General features: G+C 73.9%; 18 protein-coding genes and 1 riboswitch. Of the genes, 13 read left to right on the forward strand and 5 right to left on the reverse strand.

All coding sequences use genetic code 11. The annotated features are described in order from the left end of the window. Positions 1-31: 31 nt before the first annotated feature. Together ACFP2E_RS17210 and ACFP2E_RS17215 are read right to left on the reverse strand one after the other, a co-directional pair. Positions 32-640, reverse strand: coding sequence for a TetR/AcrR family transcriptional regulator (locus ACFP2E_RS17210; RefSeq protein WP_378524430.1), 609 nt, complete (start codon positions 638-640; stop codon positions 32-34). Positions 641-767: 127 nt separating this feature from the next. Beyond that, complete coding sequence (locus ACFP2E_RS17215) at positions 768-1394, reverse strand: alpha/beta hydrolase (RefSeq protein WP_378524429.1); 627 nt, start codon at positions 1392-1394, stop codon at positions 768-770. A gap of 100 nt (positions 1395-1494) precedes the next feature. Between ACFP2E_RS17215 and ligA the strand changes: the two genes are divergently transcribed. The 3 genes from ligA to ACFP2E_RS17230 all read left to right on the forward strand — a co-directional run bounded on the left by ligA (position 1495) and on the right by ACFP2E_RS17230 (position 5097). Then, positions 1495-3582, forward strand: a complete 2088-nt coding sequence (gene ligA, locus ACFP2E_RS17220) for an NAD-dependent DNA ligase LigA (RefSeq protein WP_378524428.1) — start codon at positions 1495-1497, stop codon at positions 3580-3582. A gap of 98 nt (positions 3583-3680) precedes the next feature. Beyond that, a complete protein-coding gene (locus tag ACFP2E_RS17225; RefSeq protein WP_378524427.1) occupies positions 3681-4325 on the forward strand; it encodes a hypothetical protein in 645 nt (214 codons plus the stop codon). Between the two features lie 151 nt (positions 4326-4476). Then, positions 4477-5097, forward strand: coding sequence for a hypothetical protein (locus ACFP2E_RS17230; protein WP_378524426.1), 621 nt, complete (start codon positions 4477-4479; stop codon positions 5095-5097). A 24-nt stretch (positions 5098-5121) separates the two neighbouring features. Here the strand turns inward: ACFP2E_RS17230 and ACFP2E_RS17235 are convergent, their stop codons facing one another. Next, a complete protein-coding gene (locus ACFP2E_RS17235; protein ID WP_378524425.1) occupies positions 5122-6135 on the reverse strand; it encodes a B12-binding domain-containing protein in 1014 nt (337 codons plus the stop codon). Continuing rightward, positions 6132-7385: a PP2C family protein-serine/threonine phosphatase gene (locus ACFP2E_RS17240; protein ID WP_378524424.1), complete on the reverse strand. Its 1254-nt coding sequence runs from the start codon at positions 7383-7385 to the stop codon at positions 6132-6134. The genes ACFP2E_RS17235 and ACFP2E_RS17240 overlap by 4 nt, the downstream gene beginning before the upstream one ends. A 274-nt stretch (positions 7386-7659) precedes the next feature. On the opposite strand from ACFP2E_RS17240, the gene gatC reads away from it, so the two are divergent. From gatC to ACFP2E_RS17285, 9 genes are all read left to right on the forward strand, one after another. Further along, positions 7660-7992 (forward strand): Asp-tRNA(Asn)/Glu-tRNA(Gln) amidotransferase subunit GatC, encoded by a 333-nt coding sequence (gene gatC / locus ACFP2E_RS17245; RefSeq protein ID WP_378524423.1) that lies wholly within the window; start codon positions 7660-7662, stop codon positions 7990-7992. 8 nt (positions 7993-8000) lie between these two features. Beyond that, positions 8001-9527 (forward strand): Asp-tRNA(Asn)/Glu-tRNA(Gln) amidotransferase subunit GatA, encoded by a 1527-nt coding sequence (gene gatA, locus ACFP2E_RS17250; protein ID WP_378524422.1) that lies wholly within the window; start codon positions 8001-8003, stop codon positions 9525-9527. Next, positions 9527-11020, forward strand: a complete 1494-nt coding sequence (gene gatB, locus ACFP2E_RS17255; protein WP_378524421.1) for an Asp-tRNA(Asn)/Glu-tRNA(Gln) amidotransferase subunit GatB — start codon at positions 9527-9529, stop codon at positions 11018-11020. Before gatA ends, gatB begins: the two co-directional genes overlap by 1 nt. A 278-nt stretch (positions 11021-11298) precedes the next feature. After that, positions 11299-12528 carry a DUF222 domain-containing protein gene (locus ACFP2E_RS17260; protein ID WP_378524420.1) on the forward strand — a complete coding sequence of 410 codons (1230 nt, stop codon included), beginning with the start codon at positions 11299-11301 and terminating at the stop codon, positions 12526-12528. A gap of 68 nt (positions 12529-12596) precedes the next feature. Further along, positions 12597-12739: riboswitch (cobalamin riboswitch) on the forward strand. Positions 12740-12812: 73 nt separating this feature from the next. Continuing rightward, positions 12813-13898 (forward strand): hypothetical protein, encoded by a 1086-nt coding sequence (locus ACFP2E_RS17265; RefSeq protein ID WP_378524419.1) that lies wholly within the window; start codon positions 12813-12815, stop codon positions 13896-13898. Next, on the forward strand, positions 13883-14854 hold the full coding sequence (locus tag ACFP2E_RS17270; RefSeq protein WP_378524418.1) for a hypothetical protein: 972 nt from the start codon (positions 13883-13885) through the stop codon (positions 14852-14854). Before ACFP2E_RS17265 ends, ACFP2E_RS17270 begins: the two co-directional genes overlap by 16 nt. Continuing rightward, on the forward strand, positions 14854-15963 hold the full coding sequence (locus ACFP2E_RS17275; protein ID WP_378524417.1) for an energy-coupling factor transporter transmembrane component T: 1110 nt from the start codon (positions 14854-14856) through the stop codon (positions 15961-15963). The genes ACFP2E_RS17270 and ACFP2E_RS17275 overlap by 1 nt, the downstream gene beginning before the upstream one ends. Next, positions 15960-17573 (forward strand): ABC transporter ATP-binding protein, encoded by a 1614-nt coding sequence (locus ACFP2E_RS17280; RefSeq protein WP_378524416.1) that lies wholly within the window; start codon positions 15960-15962, stop codon positions 17571-17573. The genes ACFP2E_RS17275 and ACFP2E_RS17280 overlap by 4 nt, the downstream gene beginning before the upstream one ends. After that, the gene (locus tag ACFP2E_RS17285) at positions 17570-18391 is read left to right on the forward strand and encodes an ECF transporter S component (RefSeq protein WP_378524415.1); all 822 of its coding nucleotides are present in this window, start codon (positions 17570-17572) and stop codon (positions 18389-18391) included. The genes ACFP2E_RS17280 and ACFP2E_RS17285 overlap by 4 nt, the downstream gene beginning before the upstream one ends. A 57-nt stretch (positions 18392-18448) precedes the next feature. Here ACFP2E_RS17285 and ACFP2E_RS17290 read toward each other — a convergent pair whose 3' ends face one another. Beyond that, the gene (locus ACFP2E_RS17290; RefSeq protein WP_378524470.1) at positions 18449-19927 is read right to left on the reverse strand and encodes a cobyric acid synthase; all 1479 of its coding nucleotides are present in this window, start codon (positions 19925-19927) and stop codon (positions 18449-18451) included. A gap of 292 nt (positions 19928-20219) precedes the next feature. Between ACFP2E_RS17290 and ACFP2E_RS17295 the strand changes: the two genes are divergently transcribed. After that, complete coding sequence (locus ACFP2E_RS17295) at positions 20220-21218, forward strand: ABC transporter substrate-binding protein (RefSeq protein ID WP_378524414.1); 999 nt, start codon at positions 20220-20222, stop codon at positions 21216-21218. Positions 21219-21222: the final 4 nt, after the last annotated feature.

The raw sequence follows: 21222 nt of genomic DNA on the forward strand, positions 1-21222 counted from the left end.
GGTGCGGGTCCTTCGGGTTCGGGACGGGACGTCAGGGGCGGTGGCTGCCGGCCGTGGCGGCAGGCAGGATGATCTGGTCGACGACGCGGGCCACCCGCTCGGGGGTGGGCTCCTCGCCCATCAGGAAGGCACGGTGGAGCAGGATCCCGGCGAGGGCCGGGCCGAAGAGGGAGGGGTCGAGGTCCGGCCGGACCTCGCCACGCTCGATCGCGCGCTGGTACACCGCGCGGGAGACGGCGAGCTTGGGCTCGATGACGCGGCTGCGGAACTCGCCGGCCAGCTCCTCGTCGCGGTGCATCGCCGTGAGGACCGCGGAGAAGACCACCACGGCGCGCGGGTCGAGCATCCCGCCCGCCCCGCAGAAGACCTCGAGGAGGTCGCCGCGCAGGGAGCCGGTGTCGGGCGCCTGAGGCGTGCCCTTCTGGGCGAGGAGGGCGTCGATCACGAGGGAGGCCTTGGTGCTCCACCGCCGGTAGAGGGTCGCCTTGGAGGCGCGTGCCCTGGTCGCGACGGCGTCCATCGTCAGCCGGTCGTAGCCGACGTCGGAGAGCACCTCCAGGGTCGCCCCGAGGATCTCGAGCTCGCGATCCCCCTCGACCCGCGGCCGGGTGTGGGTCTCGCTCGAGGCACTGGGGGGCATGACGGCTCCTGCTCCGGGGTGGCGTTGGATGAAACGAAACAGTTTCGTTCCATCGCCAACCACGGTAGGGCAGGGGTTGTTCCCGGCTCCACCGGGTTTCCTCGTCGGTCTGGACCGGGGTCGTCGCTCAGCGGCCGAGCAGGTCCAGCACTCCCTCCGCCGCCACCCGGTTCCAGTCGCCGACCCGCCGCAGCATGTAGTGCCCGACCGCACCCATGTCGTGCAGGCGGGCGGAGGAGGCGATGCGCGAGGCACGGTCGACGTACTCCGCCGTGGCCCGGTACGACGTGATCCGGTCCCGGCGGCCGTGGACGGCGAGCAGGTGGCGGCCCGCCAGCGCCGCCACCGGCTCGCCGGGCGGGAACCACGGCGCCAGACCGACGACGCCGAGGACGCCGTCGTGGTCGGCGACGTGGACGGCGGTGCGGGCCCCCATCGAGTGACCCAGCAGCACGACGGGGACGTCGCCCAGCTCGCGCCGCGCCTGGTCGAGTGCCCACCGGGCGTCGGTGACGGGGTCGGTGCCGTTGTTCCAGCCGCGGTGCCGGAAGCGCACCAGCCAGGTGGCGGCGCCGGCGTCGTGGGCCGCGGGCGTGATCGCGTCCTGCACCGCTCGCGCGCGCTGCCAGGAGGCGCTGCGGCCGTCGACGACCGCCCGGGAGCGGGCCTTGCCGCCATGCAGGACCAGCACCAGCGCGCGGGGGCTGCCGGCCGGGTCGTTGCGTCGCAGCGAGGGCAGGGGGGCTTCGGTCACGGAGGTCTCCACGGGACTGGTTCGGAGCCGACGCCCGTGCCGGATGGCCGGGGGAGCAGGTGCGGGCCGGACGGTCGGCGCCACCCGGCAAGATACCGCCATGACTTCGAGTCCCGACGTGGCGCCGGCCGACGCTCGCGAGGAGCACCAGCAGCTCGCCGAGGACGTCGAGGAGGCGCGTTGGCGCTACTACGTCCTCGACGCGCCGACGCTCTCCGACGCCGACTTCGACCAGCGGATGCGGCGGCTCGAGGAGCTCGAGGAGCAGTTCCCCGAGCTGCGCACGCCCGACTCGCCGACCCAGAAGGTCGGGGGAGCGGTGTCCACGGAGTTCACGGCGGTCGACCACCTCGAGCGCATGGAGAGCCTCGACAACGCCTTCTCCTACGACGAGCTCGACGCCTGGCACGCCCGCCTGTCGCGCGACGGTGTCGACGACCCGGCGCTGCTGTGCGAGCTCAAGGTCGACGGGCTCGCAATCAACCTGCTCTACGAGGACGGCCGGCTCGTCCGCGCGCTGACCCGCGGCGACGGCCGCACCGGCGAGGACGTCACCCCCAACGTCCGGACCATCGAGTCGGTGCCCCACCGGCTGGCGGCGAGCGAGCAGTTCCCCGTGCCCCGGCTGGTGGAGGTCCGCGGCGAGGTGTTCCTGCCCGTGGAGGGCTTCGAACGGCTCAACGAGGCGATGACCGAGGCCGGCAAGCCGGTGTTCGCCAACCCGCGCAACGCCGCGGCGGGCTCGCTGCGCCAGAAGGACCCGCGGGTGACCGCGACCCGCCCTCTCGGCCTGGTCTGCCACGGCATCGGCGCGCGCGAGGGCTTCGAGCCTCGGGCACAGTCGGAGTCCTACGACGCGCTGGCCGCCTGGGGCCTGCCGGTCTCCGACCGGGTCCGGGTGCTGCCCTCGTTGGTGGAGGTCCGCGAGTTCATCGAGTACTACGGCGAGCACCGCCACGACGTCGAGCACGAGATCGACGGCGTGGTCGTCAAGGTCGACGACGTCTCGCTGCAGCGCCGGCTGGGCTCGACCAGCCGCGCGCCCCGCTGGGCCATCGCCTTCAAGTACCCGCCGGAGGAGGTCAACGCCAGGCTGCTCGCGATCGAGGTCAACACCGGCCGCACCGGTCGCGTCACGCCGTTCGGCCGGATGGAGCCGACCCGGGTTGCCGGCTCCACGGTCGAGATGGCCACCCTCCACAACGCCCACGAGGTCCGCCGCAAGGACGTCCGCCCCGGCGACACCGTCATCCTGCGCAAGGCCGGCGACGTGATCCCCGAGATCGTCGGGCCCGTGCTCCCACTGCGCCCCGAGGGGCTGGCCGAGTGGGTGATGCCCACCGAGTGCCCGGCCTGCGGCACGACGCTGGTGCAGCAGAAGGAGGGCGACAAGGACCTGCGCTGCCCCAACCACCAGAAGTGCCCCGCCCAGGTCCGGGAGCGGGTCTTCCACGTCGCCGGCCGCGGGGCCTTCGACATCGAGGGACTCGGCTACGAGGCGGCCGTCGCGCTGCTCGAGGCCGGTGTCATCGAGGACGAGGGCGACGTGTTCTCCCTCGACGAGGAGGCGCTGCGGCGCACCGAGCTCTTCACCCGGGCCGCGAAGAAGACCGAGGGGGAGGGGCGGGTCCTCTCCGCCAACGGTCAGCGCCTGCTCGGCCACCTCCACGACCGCAAGGACGTGCCGCTCTGGCGGGTGCTCGTCGCGCTCTCCATCCGCCACGTCGGACCCACGGCGGCACGCGCGCTGGCCCAGGAGTTCGGCTCCATGGAGGCGATCCGCGCCGCGACCGAGGAGCAGCTCGCCGCCGCCGAGGGGGTCGGCCCCACGATCGCCGAGTCGGTGATCGAGTGGTTCGAGGTCGACTGGCACCGCGCGATCGTCGACAAGTGGGCGGCCGCCGGCGTCTCCATGGCCGACGAGCGGGACGAGTCGGTGGCCCGCACGCTCGAGGGCCTCACCGTGGTGGTGACCGGCTCGCTGGTCGACTTCAGCCGCGACTCCGCCAAGGAGGCCATCCTCGCCCGCGGCGGGAAGGCTGCCGGGTCGGTGTCGAAGAAGACCGACTTCGTCGTGGTCGGCGAGAACGCCGGCTCCAAGGCGGACAAGGCCGAGCAGCTCGGCGTGCCGATGCTCGACGAGGACGGGTTCAAGCGGCTGCTGGAGCACGGCCCGGATGGGGTCTGAGAGCAGTCCCGTGAAGGCCGGGACGGGTGTGGCGCGCGGGTGAGCGCCGTTGCGTCGTCGATGTGACCGCCCCGGGGAGCCTGTCTAGACTGCCCGGGATGTCCGGAAAGCACGTGAAGATCCGGGCGTGGCGTCGCGGGGGAGGCACGCCCTGGCTCCCAGTTCTCCTCGGCCTCAGCGCATGGGCGCTGGTGGCCCTTGTCCTCGTCGCGGGCACCCCGCGCGCCCTCGAGGCGCAGCTCGGCGGGTCCGCGCCGTCGAGCCCGTCGGCGGTCGCCCCCGACTCCGCCCCCGACGAGTCGGACGACGCGGCCGACCGGGCGGAGTCCTCCCCGCTCGCAGCCTTCGCCGGGGTGCCCACCCTCACCGGCGAGGCCGCGATCGAGGGCGGCTCGTCGTCGGACGCCGACCCGACCGACGAGGATTCGAGCACCGACGACTCCACCCGCGGCCGGTCCGCCGGGCCCACGGACGACTCGGGCTCCGACACGGGATCTGACACTGGGCCTGAGACTGGGCCTGAGACTGGGTCCGACACGGGGACCACGACCGGGCCGTCGTCCGAGCCCACCCCGAGCGACGAGCCGGAGCCGGCCGGCGAGAGCCCGTCGGACGAGCCGTCCACGAGCCCGACGGACGGCACGGAGGAGTCGCCGTGGCAGCAGGCACCCGGTGAAGCCAACGGCCACGACAAGGGCAACGGCCGGGGCAACGGCCCGGGCAGCGGCGGCTCCGGCTCCTGAGGCGGGCGCACCGCGAGCTCCAAGGCGGCCCGAGGTGGCCCGGGTGTGACGCACGTCGCAACCGGCGCAGGTTTGAGCAGGTCCCCGCCGGTCCACACTCCGCTGGGTGTCCGGAAAGCATGTGAGTCGTCGGCCCCGTCGCGCAGTCGTCGTGCCCCGGGGTCCTGTCGTCCTCGGCGCCGGCGCGCTGCTGGCGCTCGGTCTCGCCGTCGGCGACCCCCGCCCACCCGCTGGTGACCCCGAGGCGTCCTCGCCCCTGGGGACCGTGCCCCCGGACACCGACGCCGGCTCGCCGGTCGCGGGCGACCAGGTCCCCGTGCCGATGGGCCAGGACCGGGCGGTGTCGTTCCTGCTCACCTCCTTCCCCACGTCGCGCGGTGCTGAGGCCCCCGCCACGGAGCGCGCCACCTCCCCACGCGATGCGTCGACCCGGGGTGACGACTCGCTCGGCCGCCCTTCGAGCGGGGCGACCGACGGACCGGGCACCTCGACCGGCTCCGACCCGGCAGGCGGGCAGGCCCCCGGCAGCGCGTCGGCGCCCACGGACGGCGATGCCCCGGCCGACGACGAGCCTTCCGGGACCCAGGAGCAGCCCCCCGCGCCGTCCGGCAGCGGGTCGGGCGGCCAGGGTGGTGCCGGTGGCTCGGGTGGCCAGGATGGCTCGGGTGGTCAGGACGGCTCGGGCGACGAGGGCGGCTCGGGCGACGGTGGCGGCTCCGGCATCGGGGACGTCACCCAGGGCGTGCTCGACCTCCTCGAGCTGAATCCCTGATCCGGTCCCGCGTGCCGCGGGAGCTCAGCGACCGAGCAGGGCGAGCGCCTCGGGGTGGTCCCGCAGTCGCGCGTGCAGCGCCGCCCACAGGCCGGCCACGGTGTGGGCGGGGCTACCCCGTTGCGCGAGCACGTCCTCCAGCCAGCCGCGCGTCTCCTCCAGCACGGACGGGTCCTCGGTGAGCAGCGCCCCGACGAGGCTGTCGACGACATGGGGGACGAACGTCGTCAGCACGGCACGCCAGTCGTCGGGCGTGTCGTCCAGGCTTCCGGGCGCAGTGCCCCAACCCCCGCGGAGTGTGGCGACCACGTCGCGTGCCACGTCGTCCGCGACCGAGATCACCGACCGGGCCTCGACGGCCGAGGGATGACGCAGCGGCGGTGCCGCCGTCACGTGCCGCGGCAGGGAGGCCAGCAGGTCCGGGATCCGGGCCGGGTCCGCCGCGTGAGCGGTGGCGCCGAGCCGACGGGCGCGGACGCCGGCCGCGTCGAAGGCCCGGCCGCCGAGCACGACGGGGGTTCCCGTGCCGCGCACCGCCTCGACGTGACGACGCACGCGGGGCAGCGACGAGCTGAGGGAGGCACTGAGCAGCGCGGCGCGCGGGCCGTGGTCGACGATGTGGCTGACCAGCTGGTCGCGCGAGACGCTGGCGCCGAGGTGGTCGACGCGGAGCCCTGCCAGTCGCAGGCGCTGCGCCACCACCAGGGCGGGCATGGCGTGCCACTCCCGCTCGACGCAGGCGACCACGACCAGCGGTCCGCCGACCGGCTCCGGGACGTGGGTCGCCAGCAGTCGCACGACCGCCTCGCCGGCTGCGGTGGCGGCGTGCTCGCGAGCGACGGTCCACTCGTTGCGGGCCCAGAGACCGCCGACGCAGACCTGTCCCTGGACGACGAGGTCGAGCAGCGACCCGGGGTGGGCGCCGGCCGCGAGGGCCTCCTCGGCCACGCGCCGGGCCGCGTAGTCGTCGCCCACGCTCACCGCCTGCCAGTACGCCGACCGGGTGCGCTCGTCGATCGTCCCGGCGTCGGCGGTCACGGGACGTCCGGACGGTTCTGGACCGCGACGACCGCGATGTCGTCGTGCCGACGGTCGCCCAGGTGGTCGTGGACCGCCACGGCGATGGCCTCGACCATCGCCTTCGGGGCGAGGCCGGCCACGTCGTGCAGGACGCGCCGCAGCCGGGCGTCGCCGAAGAGCTCTTCCGCCCCCCGGGCCTCGGTCACGCCGTCGGTGTAGAGGAGGAGGGTGTCGCGCGGCTCCAGCGCGACCTGGGACTCGGCGTACTCGCTGCCGTCGAGGAGTGCCAGGGCCAGTCCCGAGTTCTCGAACGCCTCGACCGAGCCGTCGGCCCGGACGACCAGGGCCGGGGGGTGCCCGGCGTTGGCGATCTCGACGTGGACCCGATCGCCCTGACGGCGCAGTCGGGCGCACACCGCGGTGGCGAGCCGCTCGGAGAGCTCCTCCGACTCGTTGACCAGGACGCGGTTGACGAGTCCGAGCACCCAGCCCGGGGCGCGCTCGACCATCGACGAGGTGCGGACGGCGTTGCGGATCCGCTTGGCCGCGACCGCTGCCTCGACGCCCTTGCCCGTGACGTCGCCGCACAGCGCCGTGGCGTCCTCGCCGGTGCCGAACACGTCGAAGAAGTCACCCCCGACGTCCTCGGACTGGTGGGCGACGCGGTAGTAGGTCGCGACCTCGAGGCCGGGCAGCGAGGGGGTCTCGACCGGGGCGAGCGAGCGGCGCAGCACGGAGGCGACGTACCGGCTCTCGGCGACTACGAGCGTGGCGTCGAGGCCGACGGCGATGCGCTCGGCGAGGTCCTCGAGGAACGAGTGGGAGCCGGAGAAGCCGAAGCCGTGGCGGCGGCCGAGCACGAGGATGCCGAGCGAGCGGCCGCGGGCGACCAGCGGGATCACGACGAGCTGCTCTCCGCGCACGGCGTCGACCGCGTCCTTGACCGCGTCCTCGGGGAAGAAGGCCGCCAGCGCCTCGCGGCGACGGGCGCCGGAGGACGGCAGCACGACGTCCTCGACGGTCTCGCGCTGCATCGTCCGCTCGAACGCCTCGACCGGGTCGTCGACCCAGCGCGTCGACGTCGTCACGGGCTCGTGCCCGTTCACGGCCGCGGCGGTGAGCTGCCAGGGACCGGTCCGCACGACGGCCTGCGCGACGTCGACCATCTCCTCCTGGAGCAGCGAGACCAGCGACTCGAGGGTTCGCTCGGGGTTCTGCACCGCGGAAGCGGTGCGCGAGGCGCGCAGCAGGAACTCGGCGCGGCTCACGGCCTGGGCGAGTCGCGCCCGGGGTTCGGACAGGCGAGGGTCAGCGAGCAGCCTCGCATGGCTCTCACGGACCGACGTAGACACACTGACCCCCAGCGCGGACGCGTGTCCCGGCCCTGGCTGACCTGGGAGCGTTCACGTGTCTGTCGCGACTATAGGGGGTCACCGGCCCGCCGTCCGGGCCCCGGGGCAGCCGCCTCGCCCGAAGGGGTGAGGGCCGGGCGGGCGCTCCCCGGCAGCAGTGGGGGCGCGTGCCCCACCTAGGATGATCGCCATGCCCGAAACCCCTGGATCGCCCGGCGCAGCGCGCGTCGAGATCACCCGGGCGGAGGTGGCGCACCTCGCCGACCTCGCCCGGATCGACCTGTCCGACGCCGAGCTCGACCACCTCGCCCCGCAGCTGAGCGTGATCCTCGAGTCGGTCGCCTCGATCAGCGAGGTCGCCGGCGTGGACGTGCAGCCCACCTCCCACCCGCTCCCGCTCACCAACGTCTTCCGGGAGGACGTCGTGACGCCGGGCCTGACCGCCGAGCAGGCGCTTGCCGGCGCGCCCGAGGCCGAGCAGCAGCGTTTCAGCGTGCCGAGGATCCTGGGAGAAGAGCAGTGAGTGGAGCCATGGACCTGACTCGCAAGACCGCCGCGGAGCTCGCCGACGCGCTCGCCGCCGGCGAGACCAGCTCGGTCGAGATCACCCGCGCCCACCTCGACCGCATCGCAGCCGTCGACGGCGCCGTGCACGCCTTCCTCCACGTCGACGCCGACGGTGCGCTGGCCCAGGCCGAGGCGGCCGACGCCCGCCGCCGCGACGGCGACCCGACCTCGCCGCTCGACGGCGTCCCGGTCGCCGTCAAGGACGTGCTGACGACCGAGGGGCTGCCCACCACGTGCGGCTCGAAGATCCTCGAGGGCTGGGTTCCGCCGTACGACGCCACCGTCGTCCGCCGGCTCAAGGACGCCGGCCTGCCGATCCTCGGCAAGACGAACATGGACGAGTTCGCGATGGGCTCGTCCACCGAGCACTCCGCCTACGGCCCCACCCACAACCCGTGGGACCTCGACCGGATCCCCGGCGGCTCCGGCGGCGGGTCGGCCGCGGCGCTGGCCGCGTTCGAGGCGCCGCTCGCCATCGGCACCGACACCGGCGGCTCGATCCGCCAGCCCGGTGCCGTGACCGGCACGGTCGGCGTGAAGCCGACGTACGGCGGGGTCTCCCGCTACGGCCTCGTCGCGTTGGCCAACTCGCTCGACCAGGCCGGCCCGGTCACCCGGACCGTGCTCGACGCCGCCCTGCTCCACGAGGTCATCGGCGGCCACGACCCGCTCGACTCCACCAGCATCGACCGGCCGCTGCCCGACCTGGTCGGGGCCGCGCGCCAGGGCGCCACCGGCGACCTGACCGGCGTGCGCGTCGGCGTCGTCAAGGAGCTCGGCGGCGAGGGCTACCAGAGCGGCGTGCTCGCACGCTTCCAGGAGTCGGTCGACCTGATGGTCAAGGCCGGCGCCGAGGTCGTCGAGGTGTCCTGCCCGAACTTCGTGCACGCCCTCGCGACCTACTACCTGATCCTGCCGGCCGAGGCGTCCAGCAACCTCGCCAAGTTCGACGCCATGCGCTACGGCCTGCGCGTCTGGCCCGAGGGCATCGACAGCCCGTCGGCCGAGGAGGTCATGAAGGCGACCCGCGACGCCGGCTTCGGCGACGAGGTCAAGCGCCGCATCATCCTCGGCACCTACGCGCTGTCCAGCGGCTACTACGACGCCTACTACGGCCAGGCGCAGAAGGTCCGCACGCTCATCACGCGCGACTTCGAGGCCGCGTTCGAGCAGGCCGACGTGCTGGTCTCGCCGACGGCGCCGACGACGGCGTTCAAGCTGGGCGAGAAGCTCGACGACCCGCTGGCGATGTACCTCAACGACCTCGCCACCATCCCCGCCAACCTCTCGGGGGTGCCCGGCATCTCGGTGCCGAGCGGCCTCGCCGACGAGGACGACCTGCCCACCGGCATCCAGGTGCTCGCGCCGGTCATGGCCGACGACCGGGTCTACCGGGTCGGCGCCGCGCTGGAGACCCTGCTGGCCGATCGCTGGGGCACGCTCCTCGACCGCGCCCCCGACCTCGCCTCGACCACGAGCGGAGCCCGCTGATGACCGCCACGCTGCTCTCCTTCGAGGAGGCGCTCGAGAAGTTCGACCCGGCGATGGGCCTGGAGGTCCACGTCGAGCTCAACACGGCCTCGAAGATGTTCTGCGGCTGCCCGACCGAGTTCGGCGCGGAGCCGAACACCCAGGTGTGCCCCACCTGCCTCGGCCTGCCGGGCGCGATGCCGGTGGTCAACGGCACGGCCGTCGAGTCGGCGATCCGCATCGGCCTGGCGCTGAACTGCCACATTGCCGAGTGGTGCCGGTTCGCCCGGAAGAACTACTTCTATCCGGACATGCCGAAGAACTTCCAGACCTCCCAGTACGACGAGCCGATCGCGTTCGACGGCTGGACCGAGGTGGAGGTCGACGGCGAGACGTTCCGCATCGGCATCGAGCGCGCCCACATGGAGGAGGACACCGGCAAGTCGCTGCACGTCGGCGGCTCCACCGGTCGCATCCACGGCGCGAGCCACTCGCTGGTCGACTACAACCGCGCCGGCATCCCGCTGATCGAGATCGTCACCAAGCCGATCCTCGGGACGGGCGAGAAGGCGCCGCTGGTCGCCAAGGCGTACGTCGCCCAGCTCCGCGACCTGCTGCTCGGCCTCGGCGTCTCCGACGTCCGCATGGAACAGGGCTCGCTGCGCTGCGACGTGAACCTCTCGCTGGCGCCGAAGGGCTCCGACGTCCTCGGCACCCGCACCGAGACCAAGAACGTCAACTCGCTGCGCTCGGTCGAGCGCGCCGTGCGCCACGAGATGCAGCGCCACGCCGCGATCCTCGACGGCGGCGGCTCGATCGTCCAGGAGACCCGCCACTGGCACGAGGACACCGGCATCACCACAGCCGGTCGTGAGAAGTCCGACGCCGAGGACTACCGGTACTTCCCGGAGCCCGACCTGGTGCCGGTCGCCCCGTCGCGGGAGTGGGTCGAGGAGCTGCGCGGCAGCCTCCCCGAGCCGCCCCACCAGAAGCGCGCCCGGCTCCAGCAGGAGTGGGGCTTCTCCGACCTCGAGATGCGCGACACCGTCGGCGCGGGCGCCCTGGTGCTGGTCGAGGAGACCATCGCCGCCGACACCACCCCGCAGGCCGCCCGCAAGTGGTGGCTGGGCGAGATGGCGCGTCGCGCCAACGAGGCCGGCGTCGAGCTCACCGACCTCGCCGTGAAGCCGGCGGACGTGGCGCGGGTCCAGGCGCTCGTCGACGAGGGCAAGCTCAACGACAAGCTGGCCCGCCAGGTCTTCGACGGCCTGCTCGCCGGCGAGGGCACGCCCGACGAGATCGTGGCCGCCCGCGGCCTCGCCATCGTCTCCGACGACGGCGCCCTCGGCGCCGCGGTCGACAAGGCCATCGCCGACAACCCCGACGTCGCCGACAAGATCCGCGACGGCAAGCTCGCCGCGGCCGGCGCCCTCATCGGCGCGGTCATGAAGGAGATGCGCGGCCAGGCCGACGCCGGCCGGGTGCGCGAGCTGATCCTGGAGAAGCTCTCCTGACGTCCTGACCACCTGACACCTGTGCGGTGGATCCGGCGTGCCTCGTACGCCGGATCCGCCGCACTGTCGTTCTTGGCCCGGCTGAGGGCCCAGGGCGGTGACCGACCGTGGTCGAGCCCGTCGAGACCCGGCGAGGTCGGTGCGGCGATGGTCTCGACGCGCTCGACCGGCGTGGGTTGCGGCCCGGCTTCCGTCCACAACCGAGGGCGGCCGATGACGTCTCCACAGGTCGAACTGGCGTTCGAAGACGTGTCGGTGGTGGCGCCTAGTGTCTGGGTATGTCGATCCGGCCGCTGCATCCCACGCACCTGGTGCTGGCGTGCACGGAGGCGATCGACAAGGAGCTCGACCGGGTCGCCGAGGTGGACCCGGCCTACATGCGGACCGAGGACCAGGCCGCGGCGCTGACGGAGCTGTCCGCGCTGGCGGCGCGGGTGGAGGAGCTGAAGCTGCGGGTGCTCGCGAACGCCGACGAGGTGGCGCTGGACTCGGGTGCGCGGTCGGCGGCGGCGTGGCTGGCCAACGCGACCCGCACCGACGCCGGCCGCGCGCTGGGGGCGGCCCGGCTGGCCGAGGCGATCACCGGCAGGTGGTCCCGGGTCGGGCAGGGGCTCGCGCAGGGGTCGGTGAATCCGGCCCAGGCGCGGGTGCTGGTGGCCGCGCTCGACGACCTGCCCGCCGACCTCGACCCGGAGGTCGTGGCGCGGGCGGAGGAGTACCTCGTCGGTCAGGCCGCCCACTTCGCGCCGAAACAGCTGCGGGTGCTCGGCGCGAAGGTGCTCGAGGTCGTCGCCCCCGAGGTGGCGGAGGCGGCGGAGCGGGACGCGCTGGAGCGGGCCGAGGCGCACGCCCGGCGCCGCACCAGCCTGACGTTCCGGCGACAGGGCGACGGCACGACCGAGATCCATGCCCGGGTGAGTGATGCGGTGGCGGGGCGGCTCCGGACCTACCTGGACGCGTACTCCAGCCCACGCCAAGCAAGTGGCGACGAGAAGGTCCCGCGCGACCGGCTGCTCGGGGAGGCGTTCGGTGCGCTGCTCGAGCACCTCGACCCCGCGAGGCTGCCGCGGCACGGCGGCCGCGCCACCACGGTGGTGGTGACGATCGATCTCGACCAGCTCCGCGCCCGGCTCGGTGCCGCCGGGCTCGGGACTGGCGATCTCGTGTCCGCGTCGGAGGCGATGCGGCTGGCCTGCACCGCGGACCTGGTCCCGATGGTGCTCGGCGGCAAGGGCGAGATCCTCCACCAAGGACGGGCGAAGCGGCTGTTCACCGACGCCCAACGCCTCGCGATGGCGGTGCGCGACAAGACCTGCCGCGCGGCCGGCTGCACCATCCCCGCGACCTGGTCCGAGGCGCATCACAAGCACGAGTGGGCCCTGGGCGGCCGGACCGACCTCGACGACGGGGTCAGCCTGTGCTCGTGGCACCACCACCGCGCCCACGACCCGGCGTACACGACGGAGTTCCACGCATCCGGCGACGTGCGGTTCCACCGCCGCAGATAGGCGGCATCGGCCAGTACGTGCGCGGTGACGTCCGGCCACCTCGTACGGACCGCGGCGCGGGGGAGCGCGAAACCGGGGTAGTGTGCCGCTCGCACACATCAATCACGCCCGTCGCAGGGGGAAGCCGGTCCAAGTCCGGCGCTGACCCGCAACCGTAGGCGGTCCTTCGGGGCCGCGAGCCGGAACACCCGCGACGACGCGTCCTGAACACATCGCTGTCGAGGAAAGCAGCGGGTGGACACCCGGTCCGGGTCGCCTCCCGCTGTGCAGCGGGAAGGATCTTCATGCGTCACGTCCTCCGTCCGGTCGCGGCTGTCGCCGCCGGACTGATGCTCGCCACCACCCTCGCCGGGCCGGCCGCCGCCGCGGCCGACGACCGCAGCGGCCGCTGGCTCAAGCAGCAGCTCACCGGCGGCCTGGTGCACAACAACCAGTACGACTTCGACGACTACGGCCTCACCGCCGACCTCGCCCTCGCGCTCGACGCGATCGGCGGTCAGCGCAAGGCCGAACGTAAGATCCGTCGCGCCATCGCGCCCCACGTCGACAGCTGGACGACCGGCGCCGACTGGGGCTCCTCCGACGTGTACGCCGGCTCCGTGGCCAAGGCGGTCGTCCTCGCCCAGGCGACCGGCGGCGACCCGACCCGGCTCGGCGGCAAGGACCTCGTCCAGCGCCTCGAGGGCCTGGTCAGCAACGTGCCCGGGCAGGTCGGCCGCATCGAGGACGAGACCACCGGCACCGACTACGCCAACACCATCGGGCAGGCCTTCGCCGCGCGTGGTCTGGCCCGCGCCGGCTCCGACCGCGCCGGCGACGCCCTCCGCTTCCTGCTCCAGCAGCAGTGCGACGCGGGCTACTTCCGTCTCGCCTTCGCGCCCAAGGCGGCCCCCGACCAGTCGTGCGACGGCGGCGACGCGGCGTCGTCGGCACCGAGCACCGACGTCACCGCGCTGTCGGTCATCAACCTGCTGGAATCGGGCCGCAAGGGCAAGGTCGTCCGGAACGCGGTCAACGACGCCGTCTCGTGGCTCAAGCAGCAGCAGAAGACCAACGGGAGCTTCGGCGGAAGCGAGGAGGGCAGCAACACGAACAGCACCGGCCTCGCCGCCTGGGCGCTGGGTGAGCGCGGCTCCTGCAGGCCGGCAGTCAAGGCGGCCGGCTGGGTCGACAAGCTGACCGTCGGCCGTGGCCAGGCGGGCACGCCGCTCGCGGGCGAGACGGGCGCCATCGCCTACGACCGCGCCGGCTACCGCACGGCCAAGCAGGACGGCATCACCGTCGAGGCCGAGGACCAGTGGCGGCGTGCCACCACCCAGGCCGCGCCGGCGCTGTCCTTCCTGACCGTCGAGCAGTGCCGGAACCGCTGACCGTGCTTCGCGCAGCACGCAGCGCCGGCCGGCAGGCAGCCAGCCGTCTCGTCGCCGCGGGGGTCCTCGCGGCGGCGAGCCTGGTGCTCGTCCCGATGCCGCCGGCGTCGGCGGCGACCTGCGCCACCGGTGCGGGCGTGTCCGTGGTCGTCGACTTCAACGGCGCGGGCGGCGGCACCGAGACCGACTGCGTGGCCGAGGGCGGCGGCGACGTCGCGTCAGCCATCGCCGAGGTCCACCACGACCTGACCCGCACCCAGCAGTACCCGGGCGTCGTCTGCAAGGTCGACGGCCTGCCCGCCGACGCGGAGTGCCGCACCATGCCCCCGGCGGACGCCTACTGGGGGATCTTCTGGTCCGACGGCAAGGGCGGCTGGGTCTACTCCAGCGAGGGCATCGACAGTCTCGAGGTCCCCGACGGCGGCTCCCTCGGCCTCGTCTGGCAGGACGGCGGCACGCAGGACCAGCCGAGCGTCGCCCCGCCGCAGCACAACGCCTCCGGCGGCAGCGGCGGCTCCGGCGGCTCCGGTGGTTCCGGCGGCGGCTCCGCCGGCGGATCAGGCTCCGGCGGCTCCACCGGCGGCACGACGGGCTCGGCCGGTGGCGCTCCCAGCTCGGCGTCGCCGTCGCCCTCGGCGAGCGCTGCGCCGAGCGAGGGCCCGAAGCAGCGGGCCGGTGGCGACGGCAGGTCCGACGGCAGGTCCGACGGCAGGTCCGACGGCAAGACCGACCGCGGCAAGGGCGACCGCAAGGACCGGAAGGCCGAGTCCAGGACGAAGGACGAGGACCCCTCGCCCTCGGCCGAGCTGACCCCGGCCGACGACGACGCCGTCGCGGTCGGCGACCCGCCCTCGGCTGACGGCGGCCTGCCCACCTGGGTGGCCCCGGTCGGCATCGCCGGGCTCTTCGGCGTGGCCGGCGTCGTCGCCCTCCTGCGTCGGAGGCAGGCGGCCTGATGGTCCGCCCACGGCTGCGCCGAGACCTGCACCCCGTGGCCTGGTGGGTGTGGGCGATCGCGCTCGCCGCGGCGGCGTCGTTCACCACCAACCCGCTGGTGCTGCTCCTCGTGCTGGGAGCGGTCGCGGTGGTGGTGGCGGCGCGCCGCGGTGACCAGCCGTGGTCGCGATCGTTCCGCATCTACGTCTGGGTCGGCGTCGTGATCGTCGCCATCCGGGTCGCGTTCCGGATCGTCTTCGGCGTCGAGGGCGGCACCGTGCTCCTCGACCTCCCCGAGATCCCGCTGCCCGGCTGGGTGGACGGGGTCCGGCTGCTGGGGCCGCTCACGCTTCAGGCGCTGCTGGCCGGCCTGTACGACGGGCTCCGGCTGGCCACCATCGTGATCTGCGTCGGCGCCGCCAACTCCCTGGCCAACCCGAAGCGGCTGCTGCGCTCGGTGCCGCCCGCCCTCTACGAGGTGGGCACCGCCCTGGTGGTGGCCGTCACCGTGCTCCCGCAGTTCGCCGACAGCGTCCGCCGGGTGCGAGCCGCGCAGGGGCTCCGAGCCGGCGCGACCAGCCGCACCGGGCGGTTCCGGCGCACCCTCGTCCCGGTGCTCGAGGACGCGCTGGAGCGGTCGCTGGCCCTCGCGGCGGGGATGGACACCCGGGGCTACGGCCGGTCGGGTGCCGCCACGCCGGCGGAGCGGCGTCGTACCGGCGCCCTCATGCTGTCCGGGGTCGGCGGTCTCTGCGTGGGGATCTACGCGGTGCTCGACACCACCGCGCCGCGCTACCTCGCCGCGCCGATGCTGCTCCTCGGCGTCCTGGCCGCCGTTGTCGGCATCGCCAGCGCCGGTCGCCGGGTCCGGCGTACCCGCTACCGCGCCGACCGGTGGCGCGTCGAGGAGGTCCTCGTCGCGGCCTCCGGCCTGCTCGCCGGCGTCGCCGCCTGGTCGCTCGCCGACCGCCGCCTCGACGTCGTCCACCCGACCCTCGACGCCGTGCCGCCGATGACCCTGCTGGCCCTCGCGCCGGCCGCCCTCGGCCTGCTGGGCGGGTTGTGCGCCCCCGCGCCGCCGCTGGCAGACTCCACCCCCCAGTCCACGCTCCAGGAGGTCCCCGCATGATCGAGCTGCGTGGACTGACCTTCGGCTACGGCACCCGCCCGGTGCTGCGCGACGTCGACCTCACGGTCGCCGAGGGCGAGCTCGTCGTGGTCTCCGGACCCACCGGCGTCGGCAAGTCCACGCTGCTGGGCGTGGTGACCGGCCTGGTGCCCCGCTTCAGCGGCGGGCAGCTCACCGGCGACGTGCTGCTCGACGGCCGCAGCATCGTCCACACGCCCCCGCGCGAGCGCGCCCACGTCGTCGGGTACGTCGGCCAGGACCCGGCCGCAGGCTTCGTCACCGACACCGTCGAGGAGGAGCTGGCCTACGGCATGGAGCAGCTCGGGCTCGCCCCGGACACCATGCGGCGCCGCGTGGAGGAGACGCTCGACCTGCTCGGCATCGCCGACCTGCGCAGCCGCGACCTGCGCACCCTGTCCGGCGGGCAGCAGCAGCGGGTGGCGATCGGGTCGGTGCTCACCATGCACCCGCGGCTGCTCGTGCTCGACGAGCCCACCTCCGCGCTGGACCCGACGGCGGCCGAGGACGTCCTCGCCACGCTCACCCGGCTGGTCCACGACCTCGGCGTCTCGGTGCTGATGGCCGAGCACCGGCTCGAGCGCGTCGTCCCGTTCGCGGACCGGATGTGCCTGATGCCCGGCGACGGCCGGGTCCGCGTCGGCGAGCCCGCCGACCTCCTCGCCGACTCGCCCGTCGTGCCGCCCATCGTCGAGCTCGGCCGGCTGGCCGCGTGGCAGCCGCTCCCGCTCACGGTCCGTGACGCCCGGCGCCGGGCGCGGACCCTGCTGCCCGAGCTCGGCGACCCCGCGCCCGTGGCTGCGGTGCTCGACACGCCCCACGTGCTGACCGGCCGCAAGCTGCGAGTGGTGCACGGCCGTCGGGTGGCGCTCCGTGACGTCGACGTCACGCTCCGGGAGGGCCGCGTCACCGCGCTGATGGGCCGCAACGGCTCGGGCAAGTCCTCGCTGCTGTGGGCGGTCCAGGGGAGCGGTCGCCGCGACTCCGGCTCGGTCCTGGTCGGGCACGGCTGCGGACGCGGCGGTGGGCTCGACACCGGTGACGACCCCGCGTCGCTGGAGCCGGCGCGCCGTCGCGAGGTCGTCGGCCTGGTGCCGCAGACCGCCGGCGACCTGCTCTACCTCGAGACCGTGGCCGAGGAGTGCGAGGCCGCCGACGGCGGCACCGGCCGCTGCCGGGAGATCCTCGACCGGCTCGTCCCCGGCCTCGACCCGGCGCGGCACCCCCGCGACCTGTCCGAGGGGCAGCGCCTCGCGCTGGCCCTCGCGATCGTGCTCACCACCGAGCCCCGCGTCGTCCTCCTCGACGAGCCGACCCGCGGCCTCGACTACACGGCGAAGCGCGCGCTGGCCCAGGTGCTGCGCGACCTCGCTGGCGAGGGGCGTGCGGTCCTGGTCGCCACCCACGACGTGGAGTTCGTCGCGCAGGTCGCCGACGACGTAACCGTGCTGGCGGAGGGCGAGGTCGTGTCGGCCGGCGAGACCCGGACGGTCGTCGCCCAGTCGCCGGCGTTCGCCCCGCAGGTCACCAAGGTGCTCGGGCCGCCGTGGCTGCGGGTCGACGAGGTGGCCGAGCGGCTGGGGGTCGGGTGAGCACCGCCCGCGCCATCTCCCTGGGCAGCCGGTCCGCGCTGGTGCTCGGCCTGGCCTCGGCCGCCGGCCTGCTCATGCTGACGTGGCCGCTGTTCGTCCAGGTAGACCCCGCCGCCGGCACCAGGGTCGACCCGCCGTTCGTCTTCCTGGCGCTGCTGCCGGTGATCCTCGCGGTGGTGCTGGCCGAGGTCAGCGAGGGCGGGCTCGACCCGCGGGTGCTGGCCGTGCTCGGCGTGCTCAGCGCGGTCAACGCGATCCTGCGCGGCGTGTCCGCCGGCACCGGCGGCATCGAGCTGGTCTTCTTCCTGCTGATCCTCGCGGGGCGCGTGTTCGGTGCCGGGTTCGGCTTCGTCCTCGGCTGCACGTCGCTGTTCGCCTCGGCGCTGATGACCGCCGGGGTGGGACCGTGGCTGCCCTTCCAGATGCTGGTGGCCGCCTGGGTCGGCATGGGCGCCGGCCTGCTGCCGCGCCGCGTGACGGGGCGCGCCGAGATCGCGATGCTCGTCGTCTACGGCGTGGTGGCGGCGTACGCCTACGGCCTGCTGATGAACATGTGGGGCTGGCCGTTCGTCGCCGGCGTGCAGGTCAGTGGGTACGACGGGGCGCTGGCGTACGTGCCGGGTGGGCCGCTCGCGGAGAACCTGCAGCGCTTCCTCGTCTACACCCTGCTGACGTCCACCGGGTCGTGGGACACCGGCCGCGCGATCACCAACGCGGTGGCCATCGCCGTGCTCGGTCCCGCGGTGCTCGCCACCCTGCGCCGGGCCTGCCGGCGTGCGCTCGTCGTCCCCGTGCTGCCCGAGCCGCTGCGGCGGTAGAACGGCGTGGCCCCGATCGAGCGACCCTGGCCGGGCTCGACGGACGGCCGACGGGGTTCAGGGCACCACGCCGCCGCGGACCCGCGGGAGTGGTGGCGGGCCGTGCTCCACCAGCCGCCACACCGCATCGAGATCGAGGTGTTCCTCGAGTGCGTCGGCGATGGCGTCGAGCCTGCACTCCCTGGCGGCGGCGAACGACACCTCGCCGGCCACGGGTCCGCCGTGCCCCACCAGCTCGGCGGCCACGTCGAGCCAGGCGGCGCGGAAGGCGTCCGCCTCCAGGCACCCGTGCCACATGGTGCCGAACACGCCGCCCTGTCGCGTCCCGCCGGGGAACTCGTCCCCCGAGTCGACCTTCACGCGACCGTGGTGGACCTCGTAGCCGGACACTGCCGCCCCGAGGGAACGGCCGGCCGTCGTCGCCAGCACCTTGTCGTGGCTGAAGGTCGTCGTGGCGTCGAGCAGCCCCAGTCCTGGCACGCGCGTACCTGCTGGGCCCTCCACTCCCTCGGGGTCGGCGACCTCACGGCCCAGAATCTGGAAGCCGCCACAGATGCCGAGGACGACGCCGCCGCGGGCCGCGTGGTCGAGCACGGCGAGGTCCAGCCCTCGCGCCCGCATCCACGTCAGGTCGGCGATCGTCGCTCGCGTTCCGGGGATCACCACGACGTCCGCGGACGCGAGCGAGCGTGCGTCCGCCACGAACGTGACGTCGAGACCCGGTTCGATGCACAACGCGTCGAGGTCGGTGAAGTTGCTGATGCGGGGCAGTCGCACCACCGCGACCTGTAGTCGTGCTGCCGGGCGCTCGTTGGCTGACGCACGCTCCGGCACCGCCAGCGAGTCCTCGGAGTCCAGCCACATCCCCGCCAGCCACGGCACCACTCCGAGCACCGGGCGGCCGGTGAGCGAGGTGATGGTGTCCAGCCCGGGACGCAACAGGCCCAGGTCCCCGCGGAACCGGTTCACCACCAGGCCGGCGACCAGCGCCTGGTCTGCCTCGTCGAGCAGCGCGAGGGTGCCGTGCATCGCCGCCAGCACGCCGCCACGGTCGATGTCCCCGACCAGCAACGCCGGCATCCCGGCGTGCCGGGCGAGGCCCATGTTGACGAAGTCGTGGGCCCGCAGGTTGATCTCGGCCGGGCTGCCGGCCCCCTCGCAGACGACGACGTCGTATCGGGCGGCGAGGTCGTCGAAGGCGTCGTACGCCGCCCGCGCGAGGTCTGCACGACCGCCGGCGAACTCGCCCGCCTCGAGGTTCCGCGCCGGCGCACCCATCACCACGACGTGGCTGCGGAGGTCGCTGCCCGGCTTGAGCAGCACCGGGTTCATCGCTGCCTCGGGCCTAGCGCGCGCGGCGAGCGCCTGGATCCACTGCGCGCGCCCGATCTCGGCGCCATCCGCGGTCACCATCGAGTTGTTGGACATGTTCTGCGCCTTGAACGGCGCCACCCTCACGCCGCGCCGCGCCAGCGCGCGGCAGAGGCCAGTCGTGATGACGGTCTTGCCCGCGTCCGAGGTGGTGCCGAGCACCATCAGCTGGCCCCTCACCGCAGCGACCCTATCGGGGGCAGCAGGGCAGTCGTCGCAGCAGGGGTAGAGTGCCCCTGCTCCCGTCCCACGGGAGTGCCACGGTGCTCAGTGAAGTCCGGTCGATCCCGGCGCTGTCCCCGCAACTGTGAAGCCGGCCGCCTGCGGCCGGACGAGCCAGGTCACCTGACCCGTGGTCCCACGCAACTGGCCTCGGACGAAGGTAGTTCGTGCGGCAACGGCCCTTGGTGGCGCGTGCGGCCCGACGACTCTCGTCCTCCGCAGTCCGGAGGATGCTGTGCACACGAAGATCTCCCCGCGCCCCCAGCGGCGCGTGTCCCCGCCCCGCGTCCTGCTGCTGGGCCTGCTGATCGGCCTGGTGCTCGCAGGCTGCGGCGGGGTCGACACCGTGGACGAGGCGACAGGCACCGCCTCCCCGGCTGGTGACCAGTTCCCGGTCACGGTCGAGTCCGGCCCCCAGGGTGCGGGCACCGACATCACCCTCGACGCCGAGCCCGTCTCCATCGTCTCGCTGAGCCCGACGGCCACCGAGATGCTGTGGGCTGTGGACGCCGGCGACCAGGTGGTCGCCGTCGACGACCAGTCGGACTACCCGGAGGACGCCCCCAGGACGAAGCTGTCCGGCTACGAGCCGAACGTGGAGGCGATCCTGGAGTACGAGCCGGACCTGGTGGTCGCGGCCGACGACACCGGCGACCTCGTGGCCAACCTGGAGAAGGCGCGAGTGCCCACCCTCCTTCTGCCTGCCGTCGACGACCTCGAGGGCGTCTACGAGCAGATGGAACGGGTCGGCGTGGCCACCGGCAACAGCGACGAGGCGGCCGCAGCCGTCTCGGAGATGAAGGACGGGATCGAGCAGGCGCTGGCGGACGCTCCGGACGCCGAGGGGGTCACCTACTTCCACGAGCTCACCCCGGACCTGTACACGGCGGCGAGCGGCACCTTCATCGGTGAGATCTACGGGCTGTTCGGGCTGGAGAACATCGCCGACGAGTCCAGGTCGCGGGACGAGTACCCGCAGCTCTCCCAGGAGTACGTCGTCCAGGCCGACCCCGACCTGGTGTTCCTGGCCGACGGCCAGTGCTGCGACGTCAGCGTCACGGACGTCGGCGAGAGACCCGGCTGGGCCCAGATGTCCGCCGTGGCAGACGGGCAGGTCCACGTCGTGGACGAGGACGTGGCCAGCCGGTGGGGGCCGCGGATGCTCGACTTCGTGCAGCAGGTCAGCCGGATCCTGGACGAGCGTGAGACCGCACTGGCCGGCTCGGCGGGCTGACCGA

Source organism: Nocardioides sp. GCM10027114, from assembly GCF_042659625.1.
Lineage (GTDB): Bacteria > Actinomycetota > Actinomycetes > Propionibacteriales > Nocardioidaceae > Nocardioides.